Consider the following 18,429-nt stretch of genomic DNA (forward strand, 5'->3'; position numbering starts at 1 on the left):
ACCTCGCCGACTCATATCCGGCTTCCGGCGAAGTTTGCCGGGATACTATCGGGGAATCAACGCTGGCGTGTTGGTCAGCCGGCCTGCCAGGCTGCGAGGTCTGACAGCGCGCGCGCGGACATGGCCGCCTTGCGGGCCGGGGTCTTGGCCTTGCCCTTGATGCGATTGCCGTCGGCATCGACGGTGGGCTGCTCGATCGGCGGGAACAGGCCGAAATTGACATTCATCGGCTGGAAGGACCCCTTGCCGGAGATCAGGTGTCCGCCAGTGACATGGCCGATCAGCGCGCCCAATGCCGTGGTGGCCGGCGGCGGAGCGATTGATCCGCCCAGCCGTTCCGCAGCGGCATAGCGACCGGCCAGGAGTCCCATCGCCGCGCTCTCGACATAGCCTTCGACACCGATCAACTGGCCGGCAAAGCGCAGGCGCGGCTGGCTCTTCAGGCGCAATTGCGCGTCGAGGAGTTTGGGAGAGTTGAGGAAGGTGTTGCGGTGAATGCCGCCAAGACGGGCGAAGCGCGCCTCCTCCAGGCCCGGGATCATGCGCAGCACCTCGCCCTGGGCGCCGTATTTCATCTTGGTCTGGAAGCCGACGAGGTTGAACAGGGTTCCCAGTGCGTTGTCCTGGCGCAGCTGGACGATGGCCCAGGGCTTCACGGTCGGATTGTGCGGATTGGTCAGGCCGACCGGCTTCATCGGCCCGTGACGCAGCGTCTCGCGGCCGCGCTCGGCCATGACTTCGATGGGCAGGCAGCCGTCGAAATAGGGGGTGTTGGCCTCCCATTCCTTGAACTCGGTCTTCTCCGCCGCAATCAGCGCATCGATGAAGGCCTCATACTGGTCCTTGTCCATCGGGCAGTTGAGATAGGCCTTGCGCTCGGCGTCCGTGTCGCCCTTGTCATAGCGCGACTGGAACCAGGCTTTGTCGGTATTGACGCTGTCGCGATAGACGACCGGAGCGATGGCATCAAAGAAAGCCAGCTCGCCTTCACCGGTTTCCTTCAGGATGGCCTCGGACAGGCTTTCCGAGGTCAGCGGGCCGGTGGCGATGATCACGCTGTCCCAGTCTTCCGGCGGCAGGGCCGGGATTTCCTCCCGACTGATGGTGACCAGCGGATGCTCGGACAGCTCCTTGGTGACCGCCTGCGAGAACACATCGCGATCGACGGCCAGCGCCCCGCCGGCGGGCAGGCGGGCGGCATCGCCCTGGCGCAGGATGATCGAGTCGAGGCGCCGCATCTCTTCGTGCAGCAGGCCGACCGCATTGGTGCGGTGATCATCCGAGCGGAAGGAATTCGAGCACACCAGTTCGGCCAGCCCGTCCGTGTGGTGGGCATCGGTGCCCTTCACGCCGCGCATCTCGTGCAGGATGACGGGCACGCCCTTGGAGACGAGCTGCCAGGTCGCCTCGGAGCCGGCCATGCCGCCGCCGATGACGTGAACGGGTTTCATTGCTTGATTGGTCATGCGCGGCATATCGAACCGGGTGGGCCATGAGTCAAGCGGGCGGGGGCAGGAAGGGGGCTGTTCAGCTTGACCGGTCGTGGATGGCGGTTGATAAATCCGGTCAACGGGGAGTTGCAATGTGAAGCGTGTATTGAGTGCGTTGATGCTGACGGCGATGGCATCTGCCGCGTCTGCACAGGAATTGCCGCCATCGGTTTCGGACGCGTATCTGGCCTATGAAGCGGCAGCTGAGCAGGGCGAATTCGCCGCTGCGAGCGAGGCAGCGGAAGCGGCCTACAACGCGGCTCGAGAAGCGGGGCTGGATGAGGCGCTACAGCTGACACTTGGCATGAATGCGATTTCCATGGCGCCCGCCCGTGGTCATGGTGACGGGCTCGTTACTCTCGTTGAAACGGTCGACGCTCTCGCGACACGGGCCGGCCAACCGGAGACGGTGCGGGAGGCCTATCTCTACGGGCTCGCCGCTGCCCAAGAGGCGCAAAACAGCGTCGCCTATTTCGCGTTGCGCGACCAGTTTCTGGATATCTTGATAGAACAGCCCCGATTGAGCCCTGTGGACCGGGTCCGGCTGTTCACGATTGAGCAGCCCCCGGGCCTCGCCGATCCGATCGCCATGGAGCGGCGCACCCGCCTCGAAGCGGATCGCGTTGCCCTCCTGGCCGGGAACGTTGATCCGGTCCGTCTCGCCAACCTGACCTTGATCCTTCGGCAAGATGCGGTGTTGCGCGAGGATCGTGCGGCGGCTCTGGCGATGACAGACGACGCGCTGGTGCGAATTGACCCGGACACCGAGCCGGGCCAGCGCGCGATTGCCGCTCTGGTCGGTGGTGTTCCCGGCCTGGCCGACATTCTTGTCGCGGACGGGCAATCCATGCCCGACGCACTTGCCACGCGCGCGCCGGAAACAAGGGACGCAATGTGTGCCCATCTCGCGAGCCGACCCGTCCCCATGGCCCCTTGGACCGAATTCCAGATTCCATTGCGCTCAGTTGAGCGTGGGGTGCAGAATGGCGTGGTGCGCGCCGAAATGACAATCCGCAATGGCGCCTTTGAAGATCTCGGCGATGACCCGGTTCAAGCGCCCAGATCGGACTACCAGGTCATGAGAGCCATCGACCGACTTCTGTCCCGCTCTGATTACCACACCGATTGCCATGGCGAGCCAGTGACCATGTCCGGCCTGTTTCGCGTCGCCTATACAGGCCGGGCCAGCGCCGAAAGGCGAAATGCGAGGCGGATTGAATTTCGGATTATCCAGTCGATTGCGCCTTCGGCTGTAGCGGATTGAGCGCAGAGACAAATACGACCGCTCTGATTGTGTGTGGTTTGCCATTGAGGCCGTAAGTGGAGGAAGTGATGAAACAGGTCTGGATTGCCCTTGTGACCCTCTTGGCCTCGGCGACCACGGCGTTGGCTCAGGATGAGGCATTGCCGCAAGACGTTGCGTCGGCCTATCTCGACTATCAGGCCGCCTTGGAAGTGGGTGATGCCATGGCGTTGCTCGACGCGGGGCGTCGGGCCTACGAAGCCGGCGATGAGGCCGATATTGATCGCGCGACCTTGGCGACGCTGGCTGAGAATTACGGTTTTGCCGCGTCCTTGAACGCTGATTACGAGTCGGCGCAAGAGGCCTGGCGGATAGCGGGGCGCTTGTCCGACCGTGGCGATGTCGATCCGGTCGAGCGTGCCTGGCGATGGCACAATGCGGCATTGGTAGCCCTGCATAACCAGGATAGAAATGACGCCTATTCCTGCTCACGCAATGCTGCCAACGCATTGGAAGAGCTCGGCGATGACCTTGGTGCTGCGACAGAATTCGCCGGCGATGCCTTCCTGACCCGGGCCGCGTTGGCTATTGGCCGGGGCCGGCTTGATGATGCTGGCGATGCCGCGGTGCGATCTGCAGCAGCCTTCGAGGCCAGTCTGGATGCGCCCAGTCAGAGCTATGCCCTGGCCCTGTTCTATGCCGGCATCGCGCAGACTCTGGACCGTGAATTCGAGGACGCGACCTATTCGCTGCACGTGGCCAGGGATGTGCTGGCTGAGGTCGCGCCCGACCATATCGACACGGCGACCCTGCGAGCGGCGTATACATCGGCGCGCCTGAACCTGTTCGAGCATGATGAAGTCGGGACCCGTGAAGCCTTCGACCGGCTTGAGGCCCGATTGGCGGCCAATCCCTTCCACCGCGCCCAGCCAGCGCCTGACGAGCCGGATATGCGGACTGACCCGAATGACGAATCCGAACCGGAGGTCTGCTGCGACGCCGAACCGATCAGCCGACGCTCGCCCAACTATCCGCGCGATGCCGCCTACTCGAATCTCGATGGTGTGGTCTATGTCAGCTTCGACGTGACCGCGACCGGCCGTACCCGGAATATCCGCATTATCGGGTCCTTCCCGCCGGCCATTTTCGACACCGCATCGATCAGTGCGGTCGAGGACTGGCGCTATGAGCCGGCCACGCGTGATGGCGAGCCGGTCCTCAGGGAGGGTGTGGAAACCCGGTTCGACTTTCGCATGCGGCGCTGACCCGACTGCTCTGATTGTGTGTGTGGTTTGTCATCGAGGCCGTAAGTGGAGGAAGTGATGAAACAGGTCTGGATTGCGTCTCTGACGTTCCTGGTTTCGGCCTTGGTTTCGGCGACCACGGCGTTGGCTCAGGACGAGGCATTGCCGCAAGCGGTCAGTGACGCCTATCTGGCCTATGAATCGGCCTTGGCGTCGAATGATCATGAGGCCGCGTCAGAGGCGGCTGGACTCGCCTGGCGGGCGGCGCAGGATGCGCGAATTGATCGCGCGCTCATCGGTATCCTGGCGGCGAATTACGGGGATATGGCCGAGGCGCAGGGGGATCATGCGGCGGCGTACGAGGCGCGGCGCGAAGCCGCCGAAATCGCCGAGCGGCTCGGTGACCCGGCAGGCGACCGTTTCCGGCTCTGGTACAATGCCGCCAGCTCTGCCTATCTGGCAGGGGATTACCCGGACGCATACCGGTGTGCCGAGCGGGCCGACCGTCACTTGGCGGATAGTGATGCCGATAGCGTTTCCGATTCAATGCGGGCGGATCATTACCTTCTGGCTGCGCAGACCGGCATTCTGGCGCGGCGGACGCGCGACGCGGCCAGCATGGCGGTTGCGGGAATGCCGCTGGTTCGCGAGCGCGATGGAGCCGGGAGCATCAACTATGCCAACCTGGCGTTCATGAGCGGGCTCGGTGAGACTTTCCGGCGTGACTGGGTGGGATGCAGCGTGCAGATGCGCCAGGCCTCGGCGGCATTTGCGGGGCTGGATCTGGAGACCAATCACCTTGTCGCCGAAGCCCTGCAGGGCATGTGCATCGCTTATGTCGATGAGGATGAACGCTGGGAGATGATTTCCCGCATCCAGACCTCCGACCATCCGGACCCGGACTATGACCAGGTAGACGCGCTGACCGGGGAGATCCGGTGGCTCCGTCGCCACGTGCCAATCCCTGATCCGGAATGGGCGCAGCAATACCTGACCGGAGCGATCACGCTGGAGTATGCGGTCGACCGGACCGGTGCTGCGACGGACATCGTGGTCGCGGAAAACACGCTTGATGAGGCCATCATACCGGTCGTCACTGAAGCGTTGGAGGGCTTCTGGTTCGAGCCGGACCGTGAAGGATTGCAGAGAGGGGCGGTTCGTTTCGAGTTTGATCGCGGCCGCTATGTTGATCCGGACGAGACCGGGTTTCGGCCGATCCCGCTTGTGCGGCGGGAGCCGCAATATCCGTACCCTGCTGCACGGAGTGGCGAGGAAGGTATTACCGTCGTCCGTTTCTCCGTCGACGAGATGGGGCGGGTCAATGGGTCCGAGCTGATCTATGAAGTGCCCGCGGGCGTGTTTGGCGAGGTGACGCTGGAGGCGGTCGACAGTTGGACATACGCGCCGGTCGATCCGCTGATGCCGGCAGAGACACGCGAAGATCTTGTGACTTTTTTCCATTTCCGGCTTCGCTGATCAGTATTCGCGCTGACGCGACCGCGCGTCGCGCTTGATCCTGTCGGGCAGGGCGGTATCTCTGATCGCGAACCATTCGGAGCCGTCATGTCGAGCCAGCCCATTGCCGTCCTGCCCAGCCTTTTTGCGGCCTATCGCCTGCTATTGGCCAACTGGCAGCGTTTCGTGCTCGCTGGTCTGCCCTTCACGCTCGCCTATGCCATCAAGCTGTGGCTGGGCCGGATGGCCCAGTCGTCGGAACTGACCGGGTTCTGGCTGACCCTGGATGCCGCCGCCCTGATTGCGCTGACGGTCGGCAGCCTGGCCTTTTCGGCGATGGCGTTCCGATTGGCCGTGCGCGGTGAGTATGACGGACGTTTCGGCCTGCGCCTGTCGGCCGACGAGTGGCGGCTGTTCGTGGTCACCATGCTGAATGCGGCGCTGGTGCTGATCGTGGCGCTTCTGGCGGCCATGTTCGCGATCGTCGTCTTCGGCACGGTCGCGGCCGGAGCGGTCGAACGGGCCGGTATCGACGCCCGCGAGACCGGGATCGATCTGCCGATGGCGATGCAGTATCTGACGACGGCCGACTGGGTTGCCGTTGGCGTGGTCAATGTGCTGGCCCTGCTCCTGGTCGGCTGGCTGGTGGCCCGGCTGTGCCTGTCCTTCCCGGCCAGCTTCGCCCAGCAATCGGTGCGCGTTTTGTCGGTCTGGTCTTTGAGCGAGGGGCAGGCCTGGCGGATCCTGGCAGCGATCGTGGCGGCGCTGGCGCCGCTGGTGATCGTCGAGATCGGCCTTTATGAGGCGGTCTGCGCCATGCTGGGGGATCGTCCCTTGATGGTGCCGGTTGTACTGGGCGAAGAGCTGCTGACCGAGGGAGTGTTCGTGCGGATCCCGGAATACATGCGACTGACCGGCCTGTTCGCGATCATCAACCTGCCCGTGGTGGCCGGTCTCTACGCACATTTTCACACGCTGCGGACACCTGATTTGGAATAGCGGGACGATTGCCGCCCGGTTCCCGCTGGCCAATTGTCGATTTGCGCGCATGATGTGAGCCTCGTGACAAAGGGCAGGGACGCATCATGGCCACGCAAGAGTTTGACATCGGCAAGGGAATCTTCTGGTTCTTCATCCGCTTTGGCGAAAAGCCGGGCGGGGCGCTGTGGCTGTTTGCCTTCCAGGCGATCTGCGCAACCGCCTTGCTGGCACTGGGCGTGATGATGATGGGCCCGGCCTACATGAACCTGTTCGAGCTCATCGACGCCGATGCCGGCGGGCGGCTGAGTGACGCCGAAGCCATGCGCCTCGCCTTCGATATTGTCATGCCCTTCCTGACCTATGGTTTTCTGATCATCCCCGCATCCATCCTGTTCGCGGTGATGTTCCAGGCCGCCTGGCTACGTTTCCTGACCAAGGGCGAGATCAAGCCTGTCGTACCGATCCGCCTGGGCGGCGACGAGATGCGCCTGATCGGTGTCAATCTGATGTATCTGGTCGTCGCGACGGTGGCCTATTTCGGCGTGGCCACCGTGATCGGGTTCTTCGGCTTCGGCGCGGTCATGATCGCCCATGGTGGCGGCGACTCTGCGGCCTTCGGTATCGGCGGCGTTCTGTTGGCCGGGCTCGTTTTCCTCGCCGTACTGGGCGGCCTGCTCGTGATGGGCGTTCGCCTGGCCTCCGCGCCGGCCCTGACGGTCCTGGACGGCCGGTTTCGCTTTTTTGAGAGCTGGGATGCCAGCAAGGGCGTGTTCTGGCACATGCTGGTCAGCTATATCGTTGCCTATGTCATCATGATGGTGATCGGCGGCACGATTGGCTTTGTCGTCCAGCTGGCCCTGTTCGCAGCCTTCTTCCCGGCGATCATCGATCTGGTCGAGCTTGCCGAGCGCGGCAGCCATATCGACCCTGACGCCGCCCTGGCCAGTCTTCAGGCCAGCCTCTCCCAGCCGGGCACGGTGATCGGCCTGATCGTCAGCTTCATCCTGCTCTACGCCATCCAGGTCATGCTGGAAGCCGTCTGGCACTCGATCGGCGCCTATAACGCCGTCCGCGCCCGCAGTGGCGGTGAGGGCGAGCAGGGTGATGCACCCAAGCTGGCCGCCGACCATCCGATGGGTGCCTCTCCGAGTGAGGGGTGATGCGCCCCGGGCGTGCCGGTAGCTGGCCGCTAGGCTTACTTGCAAGCCCGGTCGCCATCTGCCTAACCTCCGGTCGAGTATCGCTGCTTTCGGGCATCGGGGGACAGGCATGGCCGGACTGGAAATCTATTCGGTACGCGAGCGGCGCGCTCGCCGAACGTGGACAGCGGCGGCCATCCCGATGGCCGTCATCCTCCTCATTCTCGGGGCGATCATCGGCGCGATTGCCGGCGTTTTCCTCGGCTATGTCTCGATGGACGGGACCTCGGATTACACCTGGCAGGGCCTCACCTACACGCTGATCGGCACATTTGCGCCGGGCGCCATCCTGGTCTTTCTCTGGGTCGTCCTGTTCGAGCGTCGCTCGCTCGATGCGATCGGCCTCAACGCTAATTTCCTCGGGCGTTTCCTGCGCGGCTACGGTCTGGGACTGGCCTTCCTCGCGGTTGTCGTCGGCGGAATCTGGCTGTTGGGCGGCTATCAGGTCGAGGCTGGCGGCTCGGTCGCCCTGGCGGTCCTGATCCCCGCAGCCTGGGTTCTGCTCGGCTTTATCGTGCAGGGCTCGACGGAAGAGATTCTCATGCGCGGCTGGTTGATGGGCGTGATCACCTCGCGGCATGGCATTGTCTGGGGCGTGGTGGTCAATTCGGCGATTTTCTCGCTCCTGCACGGCGCCAATATCGAAATGTCGGCCGAGCTGGCCTTCGGCCTCGCCAACATCCTTCTGGTCGGCGTGATGCTGTCGCTCTATGCGATCAAGGAAGGCTCGCTGTGGGGCGTGTGCGGCTGGCATGCGGCGTGGAACTGGCTCCTGGCCTCGGGCTTCGGCCTGCCGGTGAGCGGCCATGACAGCCCGGTCAGCCCGATCCTGATCGACCTCGCCGACGCCCCCGACGCGGCCTGGTGGCTGACCGGCGGTGTGTTCGGCCCGGAAGCCAGCGCCGTGACGACGATCGTCCTGCTGGCCGGTACGTTCTATTGGGCGTTCAAGGGCAAGGCGGCAGATTATGGGGTGAAAGCGGCGGCGGAGATGTCTGGCGATCCGGCCTGACACCGGTGCGGCGTGCTGGCAGGGCCAAGCCGTCAATCAACAAGTTTTCGGGGAAAGCATGAATACGAGCAATCCAATGAACGCCGTCGCCCTGTTCCTGACGGTTGGCAAGCTGCGGCCAGCGGAAACCTGGACCCTGACCGGTTGGAGCTTTGTGTGGCTGTTTGTCATCGGCCTCCTTCAAGTGTCGCTCCAGCCTGTCCCCGACCTCGGCAGCACCGATCAGTCCGCCATGCTCGGCAAATATTTTTCCAGCCTGGCCCTGGTGATCCCGATCGGACTCCTCAGCTGGGCCCTGCCGTTCGCAGCCTGGATGCGTCTCCTGACAACAGGGCGCGGCAATGGTGTCTTTCCGTTCCGTCTCGGGCGTGAGGAAATGTGGGCGATCTTCGTGCTGGTGGCGATCGTGCTTGCGATGTGGGCGGCGATGGCGGTGGTCCTGTTGGTTGGTTTCCTGTTGGTCCAGTTGGTGCCGGCGCTGATCGTGCTGGCGGTCGTCGCGGTTCCGGCGCTGGGCATTGTCGCAATTTACATATCGATCCGCTTGACCCCGGCGGCCGCGCTGAGCGCGATGACGCACAGATTTGCCGTCGTTGACACATGGCAGGCCATGGACGGCAGGGTCGTTTCGGTCTTCCTGGCCTGGTTGGTGATCGTGGTGGCCAGCGTTGTCCTCGGGCTTGTTGCCATGACGATCGGGAATCTGGTGCCAGGCCTGTCTTTGGCGCAGGCGATGAATGACATGATGTTGGGCGGCGAGCGCCCGGCTCTGACCTCACTGGCACCGGCACTCTTTGTCAGCCTGGCCGTGCAGTTGCCGGTGACACTGATGAGCTACAGCGTCGCCGCCTATTCGGCGCTGGCAATCAGCGGCCGTGACGACGCTTGGACCCAGGCGATTGAACAGGTCGAGCGGGAGGCCGCCGAAGAGTAGGCCTCAGCCCGCCTTCTTCCGCAGCGCCTTCGCCCGTTCCAGCATCGGCGCGAGATAACGGCCGGTCCAGCTGCGCTCGACCTTGGCCACCGTCTCCGGCGTGCCAACCGCGACTACTTCGCCGCCGCCATCACCGCCTTCGGGGCCGAGATCGATCAGCCAGTCGGCGGTCTTGATGACGTCGAGATTGTGCTCGATCACCACGACCGTATTGCCGGCCTCGACCAGCTCGTGCAGGACTTCCAGCAGCTTGCGGACATCCTCGAAATGCAGGCCGGTGGTCGGTTCGTCGAGAATGTAGAGCGTTTTGCCGGTGGCGCGCTTGGACAGCTCCTTGGAGAGCTTGACGCGCTGGGCCTCACCGCCCGACAGCTGGGTCGCCGGTTGACCGATCTTGATATAGCCCAGACCGACCCGTTTGAGGGTTTCCATCTTGTCGCGCACGGCGGGCACGGCCTTGAAGAAGTCCGCGCCTTCCTCGACCGTCATGTCGAGCACGTCGGCGATCGACTTGCCCTTGAACTGGACCTCCAGCGTCTCGCGATTGAAGCGTTTGCCGTGGCAGACATCACAGGGCACGAAGACATCCGGCAGGAAGTGCATCTCGATCTTCACCACGCCATCGCCCTGGCAGGCCTCACAGCGTCCGCCCTTCACATTGAAGGAGAAACGGCCCGGCTTGTAGCCGCGCGTCTTGGCTTCGGGCAGCTGGGCGAACCATTCGCGGATCGGGGTGAAGGCGCCGGTATAGGTGGCCGGATTGGAGCGCGGCGTGCGACCGATCGGTGACTGGTCGATATCAATGACCTTGTCGAGCCGGTCGAGCCCCTCGATCCGGTCGTGCGGGGCGGGGACCTGCTGGGCTTTGGAGAGCTTGCGCGCGGCCGCCTTGTAGAAAGTCTCGATGGTCAGGGTCGACTTGCCGCCGCCGGACACGCCGGTGACGCAGGACATGACGCCAAGCGGGAATTCCGCGTCGACGGTTTTGAGGTTATTGCCGGTCGCGCCGACGACTTTCACCGTTCGCTTCTTGTCGATCTTGCGGCGCTTGGTCGGCACCTCGATCCGCCGCGTGCCTTGCAGATACTGGCCGGTCAGGCTGGCTGGATTGGCAATGACTTCGGCGGGCGTGCCGGCAGCGACGACTTCGCCGCCATGGACACCTGCGGCGGGGCCCAGATCGACAACATAGTCGGCCGTCAGGATGGCTTCCTCGTCATGCTCGACAATGATCACCGTATTGCCGAGGTCGCGCAGCCCGCGCAGGCTTTCCAGCAGGCGGGTATTGTCGCGCTGGTGCAGGCCGATCGAGGGCTCGTCGAGGACGTAGAGTACTCCGGTCAGGCCCGAGCCGATCTGGCTGGCGAGGCGGATGCGCTGGCTTTCGCCGCCGGACAGCGTGCCCGAAGCGCGATCCAGCGTCAGATAGTCCAGCCCGACATCGACGAGGAATTTCAGGCGCTCGCGGATTTCCTTGAGGATGCGCTCGGCGATCTGTTGCTGTTTCGGCGTCAGGGTCGCCTCGACGGCACCGAACCAGTCGCGCGCATTGCGGATCGAGAGTTTCGAGGCGTCGGTGATGTCCTGGCCGTCGATCTTGACGCAAAGCGCTTCCGGCTTCAGGCGGCGGCCGCCGCAGGTCTCGCAAGGCTGCGCCGACTGGAAGCGGGCAAGGTCTTCGCGGACCCAGCTTGAGTCCGTCTCGCGCCAGCGCCGTTCGAGATTGGGAATGACGCCCTCGAAGGGTTTCTGGGTCTCGAATTTCCGCAACCCGTCCTCATAGACAAAGGTCACCTTCTCCTTGGTGCCGAACAGCACGATTTTGCGGAAAGGCTCCGGCAGGTCGCGCCAGGCCTGGAACATGTCACCGCCGAAATGCCCGGCCAGGGCCTGCAGCGTCTGCTGGTAGAGCTTCGAGGTCGCCCGGCTCCACGGTGCGATCGCACCATCGGACAAGGGCTTGTCGCGGTCCGGGACGACGAGGTCTTCGTCGAACTTCAGCGACTGGCCGAGGCCGTCGCATTTCGGACAGGCTCCGAACGGGTTGTTGAAAGAAAACAGGCGCGGCTCGATTTCCGAGATGGTGAAGCCGGAGACCGGGCAGGCGAACTTCTCCGAGAAGAGCATCCGTTCCGGCTTGCTTTTCTCGTCCTGGCGGTCGGCGAACTCGGCGACGGCGAGGCCCTCGGCCAGGCGCAGGGCGGTTTCCAGGCTGTCGGCCAGGCGGCTTTCCATCTCCGGCTTAATGACGATCCGGTCCACCACCACGTCGATATCGTGCTTGAACTTCTTGTCGAGCGTGGGGGCATCTTCCAGCGTGTAGAACTCGCCATCGACTTTGACCCGCTGGAAGCCGGCTTTCAGCCATTCGGCGAATTCCTTGCGGTATTCACCCTTGCGGCCACGCACGACGGGGGCCAGCAGATAGAGCCGCGAGCCCTCGTCCAGTGCGGTGAGGCGGTCGACCATCTGGCTGACGGTCTGGCTCTCGATCGGCAGGCCGGTGGCGGGTGAGTAGGGCACACCGACCCGGGCCCACAACAGGCGCATATAGTCATAGATCTCGGTGACGGTGCCGACGGTCGAGCGCGGATTTTTCGAGGTCGTCTTCTGCTCGATCGAGATGGCCGGTGACAGGCCCTCGATACTGTCCATGTCGGGCTTGGACATCAGTTCGAGGAATTGCCGGGCATAGGCCGACAGGCTCTCGACATAGCGGCGCTGGCCCTCGGCATAGATGGTGTCGAAGGCGAGGGAAGATTTGCCCGAGCCGGACAGGCCGGTGAACACGATCAGCTTGTCGCGCGGCAGCTCGACGGAAACGTCCTTGAGATTGTGCTCGCGTGCGCCCTGCACGCGGATTTTGTCGAGCGCCATGCCTTAGCCAGTCTCCGTTCGGTCGCGCCTGTCGGTTGGGAATCGCAACCGGGTCGGAACGTTAGGGGAACATCATGCGGCCTGTCCAGCGCATGACGCGGTCCTGATGAGATAGGACGCGGATGCCGCCGGGTCCAGCATGCCGCGCGCAACAGCTGACATGACGGTGGCAGGAGCCTGACGTGCGATTGCCCTGAGTCGTCCGGCTGGACTCTGTCGCTCGCCTCCTCTCAAATCGCCCTGACTCGCGGGCTTCGATTGACCTGCGGAACAGAATGTGAACACTAGGTGGCCCGCCCGGAGAGGCGCGGACGCAAGGATGGAGAACGGGCGATGGCGGGAAGCGTCAACAAGGTAATTCTGGTCGGCAATCTGGGACGTGACCCGGAAATCCGTCGCATGAATAATGGCGACCCGGTCGTCAATCTCTCGGTTGCGACCTCGGAAAGCTGGCGCGACAAGTCCTCCGGCGAGCGCCGTGAGAAGACCGAATGGCACCGCGTCGTGATCTTCAACGACAATCTGGCCAAGGTCGCCGAGAACTATCTCAAGAAGGGCTCCAAGGTTTACGTTGAAGGTCAGCTCCAGACCCGTAAATGGACGGACCAGAACGGCCAGGAAAAATATTCCACCGAAGTCGTGCTGCAGCGCTTCCGCGGCGAGCTGACCATGCTCGACGGCCGCAATGAAGGCGGATCCGGCGGCGGCGGCGGCTTTGGCGGCGGTGGCCAGAATGAAATGGGAGGCGGCTCCGGTGGCGGCCAGCGTTCCATGGACGGACCGAAGGAAGATTTCCGCAATGCAGATCTCGATGATGAAATCCCGTTCTAGCCTGACCCGACTGCTCGGCGCCGGTCTGCTGACCGCCTTTCTGGCGGTCGGCGTCGCGGGTGCCCAGGACGATGTCAGCGACGACCCCAATGCGCGGTCGCCGGAAATTGTGATTGTGCCGTTGGGCGATGAGGAGGGGGAAGCCCATTTCGTCGTCGGCGAGATGGCATGGGGCGATGTTCTGGGCCTGCTCAACCAGCTCCAGTCAGGGACCGGTGACAGCGTGATCGAGGTGGCCCAGACGCTGTGGACATCGCGCGACCTAAACCCGCCCTTCTTCCTGTTCGAGCTGGCGCGCCTGACTGCCGAGTCCGATCCGGAATTCGCGGTCCAGGCCTATTTCCTGGGGCGGTCGCGGACCATGTATGACGCGGCTCGTTGTCTTGATTCCACGGCCCTGGACGTCATCAACGAGGCTTCCGGCTATGCCGGTGAAACTGTGGTTCAGGTGATCGCTTCGCGGCCGGAATTGACGATTGCTGCGATCGAGCATGTCATCGAGACCGATGGTGCCTTTGCCAGCCAGGCGTCGCCCTGGTGGGCCTGCTCGTTTGGAACCAACGCTTACTTTGCCGCCGTGAATGGTCAGACCCTGACCGGCGATGAGTGGTTGATGGTCGAGAGCCGCTGGCCTTCGGTGCGCGCGCGCATTTCCTCCAACCTGCAGAGCAATCTCGACATGATGCAGGGCGCCGTCGCGGCCGCAACAGCCGCCGAATAGCGCGACCTGCAAGCCCCCGACACCGGACATGTGACCCGTCCGGTGTCGGATCTCGGGCTGATTTACTAATTTGTTAGTTGATGAATTCGGCCGCCCGTGGGAGGCCTGTCACCATCAACTAAGGAATTCGTAGATGGCCCGTCCTGCCTCCCCCCAACTCACCGAAGCCGAACAGCGCATCATGACCGTGTTGTGGGCTCGCGGCGAAGCCAGCGTGCGCGAGATCACCGAGGCACTGCATGCCGAATTCGGTCTCGCCTATACCACCGTCCTCACCACGATCGGCATCATGACCGAGAAGGGCCATGTCGATTTCCGCAAATCCGGCCGGGCTCATATCTACTCGGCCCGACTGAGCCGGGAGGGTGCCCGAAGCCAGGCGCTGGGTTCGATGGTCCGCACCCTGTTCGGGGGCTCCGCCCAGAGCCTCGCCCAGCATCTCGTGCGGGCCGAGAAGCTGACCCTGCAAGACATTGAAGACTTGCGTGCAGCCGTGCTGGAGGAAACCGATTCGGATGACGCAGCGGCCGAAACCCCGGACGGGGAGGCCAAGTGATGGCAACCGACACGCTCTTCCTCGCGGCAGCCGCCACCCTGATCGCCGCGACCGGCCTGGCGGGTATCGTGGTGGCAATCGATCGCCTGTTGCCGGCGCGCTTCGTGCGCGAACGCCACGACCTGGCCCTGGCGGCGCTGATCGTTATCCCGCTGGTCTTTCTCCTCGCCTTGCGGGCCGCGCCGGACATGTCGGCGGCCGACCCGGCAGCTGTCTCCGGCCAGCCGCAAGCCATGACCGCAGAGATCTCACAGGAAGCGGCCCGGCCCACGAGCAATGCCGGTCCTGTCGTTGCGCTCACCGCGCCTCAAGCCGTTTCGACTGACGTCCGGGCGGTGCTCGGCCCGGTCCTGCTATTGGCCTGGCTGGCGGGGGCTGCCGTCATGACCGTCCGGCTTGTCCGCGACCTGGTCGCGCTGGACCGCATGCGGTCGGCATCGCGTCCGCTGGCCTGTCCGTCTGGCATGCGGCTGTCTGCCGACCTGCCGCTGGCGCTCAGCGACACGGTGGCGACGCCTCTGCTCGCCGGCTATCGGCGACCACAAATCCTGCTGCCGGTCGGTTTCAACTTCAATCATGCCGCGCGACCGGTGCTCGAACACGAGATTGCGCATGCCCGCCGCGGCGATGCCTGGACCGTGCTGGCCTTGCGCGTCCTGCAGCTCTGCCTGTGGTGGGTCCTGCCGCTGCTGCCCTTGATGGCGCTGCTCGAGCGCAATCGCGAAACCCTTTGCGACCGCGAAGCGGCCCGTATCACCGGACAGTCACGAGACCTGGCCCTGGCACTGATTGATGCCGCCAGAGACCGCACCCGTCATGCCTCACTGGCCCTCGCGGCCGCTCCCTCGCGCTCCAGCCTGGCCCACCGCGTCGGCCGGCTGACCGCCACGTCTGACCTCACCCGAAAGGATAGTCCCATGCGTCTTGTTCTCCTCCTCCCCGCCCTGTCGGCGACAGCCCTTGTCCTGACCCCGCAATTCGGTGAGGCCCGGGCGATGGAAGGGCGTGACGCCCGACCATCCCCGATGCGTGATCTTGACGATGCGCACGACCTGGACGGTCGCCTCTATCAGGCCTCGCGTCGCGGTCAGGAGGCACGGGTCGCGGCATTGTTGGCCGAGGGCGCCAATCCAAATGTCCGATACCACGGCGATGGCACGGCCCTGATAGCCGCCATTCGCGGCGGCGACAGCGCGACCGTTGCGGCGCTGCTTGAAGCCGGTGCCGATCCGGATTTGGGCATTGATGGAGACGGCAATCCGATGATTGCGGCGGCCGCCCGCGGCCGGGACGACCTGGTGCAACAATTGCTGGCGGCGGGTGCGGATGTTGATGGCAGCCAGTCAGGCGACGGCAATGGATTGATCGCGGCTTCCCTGCATGGCCGTCTCGGTACGGTGGATCTCATGCTCGCCGCGGGCGCCAATCCGGACGCCTATGTCTTTCATGATGAAACGCCGATGGTGAATGCGGCCCAGCAAGGCCATCTCGACGTGATCGAACATCTCGCCGCAGCCGGCGCCGATCTGTCTTTGACAGTGCGAGCCCTGGATCGTCGGGGTCGCGAGATTTACCGCTCACCGCTGAGCGAAGCGCGCCGGACCGGCCAGGACCATGTCGTCGCCTGGCTTGAAGCGCGCGGTGCCGAACACCGTCCGCCGAGCGAATAGGCGGCCCCGGCAACCCCGTCGCCCCTGATCTTATTGGAGAAAACCATGGTGTTTGAATGGATCGCCCGTCGGGCGGGACCGCTGGGCTTGTGCCTGGCCCTGGCCGGCCAGGCCCTGCTGCCGGCAGCAGCCCAAGCGCAACCGGCCGGTTTTGCCGAAGCCCTGCGCCCCCGCTTGCAGGCTGAAGGCCAGCCGGTCAGCTGGGCGCTGGCCGAGCGGATGGATCATTACGGCGTGCCCGGCCTGGCGATTGCCATCATCGAGGATGGCGAGGTCGTCCACTTGCAAGGTTTTGGCGTCCTGCAGGTCGGCAACCCGGATCCGGTGACCGCCGACACGCTGTTCTCGGCCGGATCGGTCAGCAAGATCGCGACCGCGACGCTGGCCCTGCACCTCGCCGCCGATGGCCGGCTGGATCTGGATGCGGATGTGCTGTCCGGCCTGTCCAGCTGGTCGCTGCCCGACAGTCGTGACCCGTTCGGCTCACCGGTCAGCCTGCGCGCCATTCTGTCCCACACGGCGGGTTTTAACCTGCATGGCTTCGAGGATTATCAACCCGGTGCGGCGATTCCCAGCGTCACTGAAACCCTCGACGGCACCGGCCCGGCGCTAAACAATGCGCTGGAACGCCGGTTTGAACCCGGGTCCCGCTATGCCTATTCCGGTGGTGGTTTCACCCTGGCCCAACTCTACCTGTCCGACCAGTCGGGCCTCAGCTTTGAAGCGCTGGCCGATGCCGAGCTGTTTACGCCGCTCGGCATGGACCGCTCGACCTTCGCCAATCCGCTGCCCGCGGCGGTCGGCAATATTGCCCGTGCCCATGACCGTTCGGGCGAGCCGACGGCCTTGCCGCGCGGCTATGAGACGATGCCGGAAATGGCGGCGTCCGGCCTGTGGACCAGTGCCGCCGATCTTGGCCGGCTGGTTGCGGAACTGATCGGCACGTATCGCGGCGAGGCCGGCTATCTGTCACCTGACATGGCGCGCGCCATGATGACCCGCATCGCCCCCGGCGAACATGGTCTTGGCCCGCGCCTGATCGGGCGCGGTGATGACTTTATCTTCCATCATGGCGGCGCCAATAATTCCTACCAGACCTGGATTGAAGGGCATCTGGTGACCGGTGACGGTCTGGTCATTTTGACCAATGGCGCCAATGGCCGCGCCTTGATCAACGAGGTCCGCAATGGGGTTGCCGACACAATGGGCTGGAACCTCAACCGGCCGGTCATCCTGCCTGACCGGCAGTCGAATGCGACTGAACTGGCGGCGTTTGTCGGCACCTATGCCGTTGATTCGGCCTTCCCGCTCGATCTGCGCCAGCAGATGGTTGGCTGGATATTCGAGGCGGCGCTGGAATTCCGTCTCGATGATGACGGTCGCTTGATGGCGGGGCGGGCTGGTGGTGACCGGTTCGAGCCGCTGCTTGCCTTGACGCCCACCCGTTTTGTCATGCCCGGCTTCAATCAGACGGTCGGGATTGCCGAGCTGGAATTCCATCGCAATGCCCTCGGCGAGGTCAGCGGGATGAGCTTCCACCTTGAGAACGCGACCTCCCACTATCGCCGTCAATAGGCATCCGGACTGACAAGCCCCTTCCGGTCTGCGCCGGTCTGGTTAAAGTGCCGGCAGGGCGGGTCGGAAGGGGTATTGCATGCGCGTATTGATTGCCGGGGCGAGCGGCTTCATCGGCTCGCACATTGCCGCCCATCTTGGTGCCGCCGGTCACCCGGTCCGGGCCGCCGCGCGCGGCGTCGAGGCTGCCCGCAGGCGGGCGCCAAACTTCGCCTGGGTCGGATGCGACTTTCGCTGCGACACGGTGGATGACTGGCTGCCCCGTCTCACGGACATCGACGTTGTCATCAATTGTGTCGGCGTGCTCCAGGACGGGCTTGGCGACAGCAGCCGCAAGGCGCATGTCGATGGCGCCGCGGCGCTGTTCAAGGCCTGTGAACAGGCCGGGGTGAGGCGGGTCCTCCACATCTCCGCCGTCGGCGTCGATGAGGCCGCCGGATCGGATTATGCCCGCGACAAGCTGGCCGGCGAGGCGGCCCTCAGGGCCTGCAATCTCGACTGGCTGATCCTGCGGCCCTCGCTGGTGGTGGCGCGCAATGTCTATGGCGGTACGGCGCTGGTGCGCAGCCTGTGCGGCATTCCCTTTGTGACCCCGGTGGTGGGCGGTGAGCAGATGTTCCGGCCTATCGGCATGGATGATC

At 64.2% G+C, this 18,429-nt stretch carries 15 protein-coding genes; 13 read left to right on the forward strand and 2 right to left on the reverse strand.

Going from position 1 to position 18,429, the window contains the following annotated elements:
• Positions 1-74: 74 nt before the first annotated feature.
• Positions 75-1,475, reverse strand: coding sequence for a methylenetetrahydrofolate--tRNA-(uracil(54)-C(5))-methyltransferase (FADH(2)-oxidizing) TrmFO (gene trmFO, locus ACN0X9_RS14210; protein ID WP_417488227.1), 1,401 nt, complete (start codon positions 1,473-1,475; stop codon positions 75-77).
• A gap of 109 nt (positions 1,476-1,584) precedes the next feature.
• Between trmFO and ACN0X9_RS14215 the strand changes: the two genes are divergently transcribed.
• The 7 genes from ACN0X9_RS14215 (at position 1,585) to ACN0X9_RS14245 (ending at position 9,558) form a co-directional block, all read left to right on the forward strand.
• Positions 1,585-2,754, forward strand: a complete 1,170-nt coding sequence (locus tag ACN0X9_RS14215) for a hypothetical protein (protein WP_417488228.1) — start codon at positions 1,585-1,587, stop codon at positions 2,752-2,754.
• A gap of 68 nt (positions 2,755-2,822) precedes the next feature.
• Entirely contained in the window at positions 2,823-3,998 is a 1,176-nt protein-coding gene (locus ACN0X9_RS14220; RefSeq protein ID WP_417488229.1) for a TonB family protein, read from the forward strand.
• A gap of 57 nt (positions 3,999-4,055) precedes the next feature.
• A complete protein-coding gene (locus ACN0X9_RS14225; protein ID WP_417488230.1) occupies positions 4,056-5,453 on the forward strand; it encodes an energy transducer TonB in 1,398 nt (465 codons plus the stop codon).
• 87 nt (positions 5,454-5,540) lie between these two features.
• Positions 5,541-6,431, forward strand: coding sequence for a hypothetical protein (locus ACN0X9_RS14230; protein WP_417488231.1), 891 nt, complete (start codon positions 5,541-5,543; stop codon positions 6,429-6,431).
• Between the two features lie 86 nt (positions 6,432-6,517).
• Positions 6,518-7,573: a hypothetical protein gene (locus ACN0X9_RS14235; RefSeq protein WP_417488232.1), complete on the forward strand. Its 1,056-nt coding sequence runs from the start codon at positions 6,518-6,520 to the stop codon at positions 7,571-7,573.
• A gap of 109 nt (positions 7,574-7,682) precedes the next feature.
• A complete protein-coding gene (locus ACN0X9_RS14240; RefSeq protein WP_417488233.1) occupies positions 7,683-8,624 on the forward strand; it encodes a CPBP family intramembrane glutamic endopeptidase in 942 nt (313 codons plus the stop codon).
• Between the two features lie 58 nt (positions 8,625-8,682).
• Positions 8,683-9,558, forward strand: coding sequence for a hypothetical protein (locus tag ACN0X9_RS14245; RefSeq protein ID WP_417488234.1), 876 nt, complete (start codon positions 8,683-8,685; stop codon positions 9,556-9,558).
• A 3-nt stretch (positions 9,559-9,561) separates the two neighbouring features.
• Here ACN0X9_RS14245 and uvrA read toward each other — a convergent pair whose 3' ends face one another.
• Positions 9,562-12,435, reverse strand: coding sequence for an excinuclease ABC subunit UvrA (uvrA, locus tag ACN0X9_RS14250; protein ID WP_417488235.1), 2,874 nt, complete (start codon positions 12,433-12,435; stop codon positions 9,562-9,564).
• 333 nt (positions 12,436-12,768) lie between these two features.
• Here uvrA and ACN0X9_RS14255 point away from each other — a divergent pair, with 333 nt between their 5' ends.
• The 6 genes from ACN0X9_RS14255 to ACN0X9_RS14280 form a co-directional block, all read left to right on the forward strand.
• A complete protein-coding gene (locus tag ACN0X9_RS14255; protein ID WP_417488236.1) occupies positions 12,769-13,266 on the forward strand; it encodes a single-stranded DNA-binding protein in 498 nt (165 codons plus the stop codon).
• On the forward strand, positions 13,247-13,987 hold the full coding sequence (locus tag ACN0X9_RS14260) for a hypothetical protein (protein WP_417488237.1): 741 nt from the start codon (positions 13,247-13,249) through the stop codon (positions 13,985-13,987). Before ACN0X9_RS14255 ends, ACN0X9_RS14260 begins: the two co-directional genes overlap by 20 nt.
• A 133-nt stretch (positions 13,988-14,120) precedes the next feature.
• Entirely contained in the window at positions 14,121-14,543 is a 423-nt protein-coding gene (locus ACN0X9_RS14265; protein ID WP_417488238.1) for a BlaI/MecI/CopY family transcriptional regulator, read from the forward strand.
• A complete protein-coding gene (locus ACN0X9_RS14270; RefSeq protein ID WP_417488239.1) occupies positions 14,543-16,213 on the forward strand; it encodes an ankyrin repeat domain-containing protein in 1,671 nt (556 codons plus the stop codon). The genes ACN0X9_RS14265 and ACN0X9_RS14270 overlap by 1 nt, the downstream gene beginning before the upstream one ends.
• A 45-nt stretch (positions 16,214-16,258) precedes the next feature.
• Complete coding sequence (locus ACN0X9_RS14275; protein ID WP_417488240.1) at positions 16,259-17,788, forward strand: serine hydrolase domain-containing protein; 1,530 nt, start codon at positions 16,259-16,261, stop codon at positions 17,786-17,788.
• A 79-nt stretch (positions 17,789-17,867) separates the two neighbouring features.
• Positions 17,868-18,429: NAD(P)H-binding protein (locus ACN0X9_RS14280; protein WP_417488241.1), on the forward strand; the 562-nt coding region annotated here is incomplete at its 3' end.

The organism is Maricaulis sp., assembly GCF_048268525.1.
In the GTDB taxonomy this organism is placed as follows: Bacteria; Pseudomonadota; Alphaproteobacteria; order Caulobacterales; family Maricaulaceae; genus Maricaulis.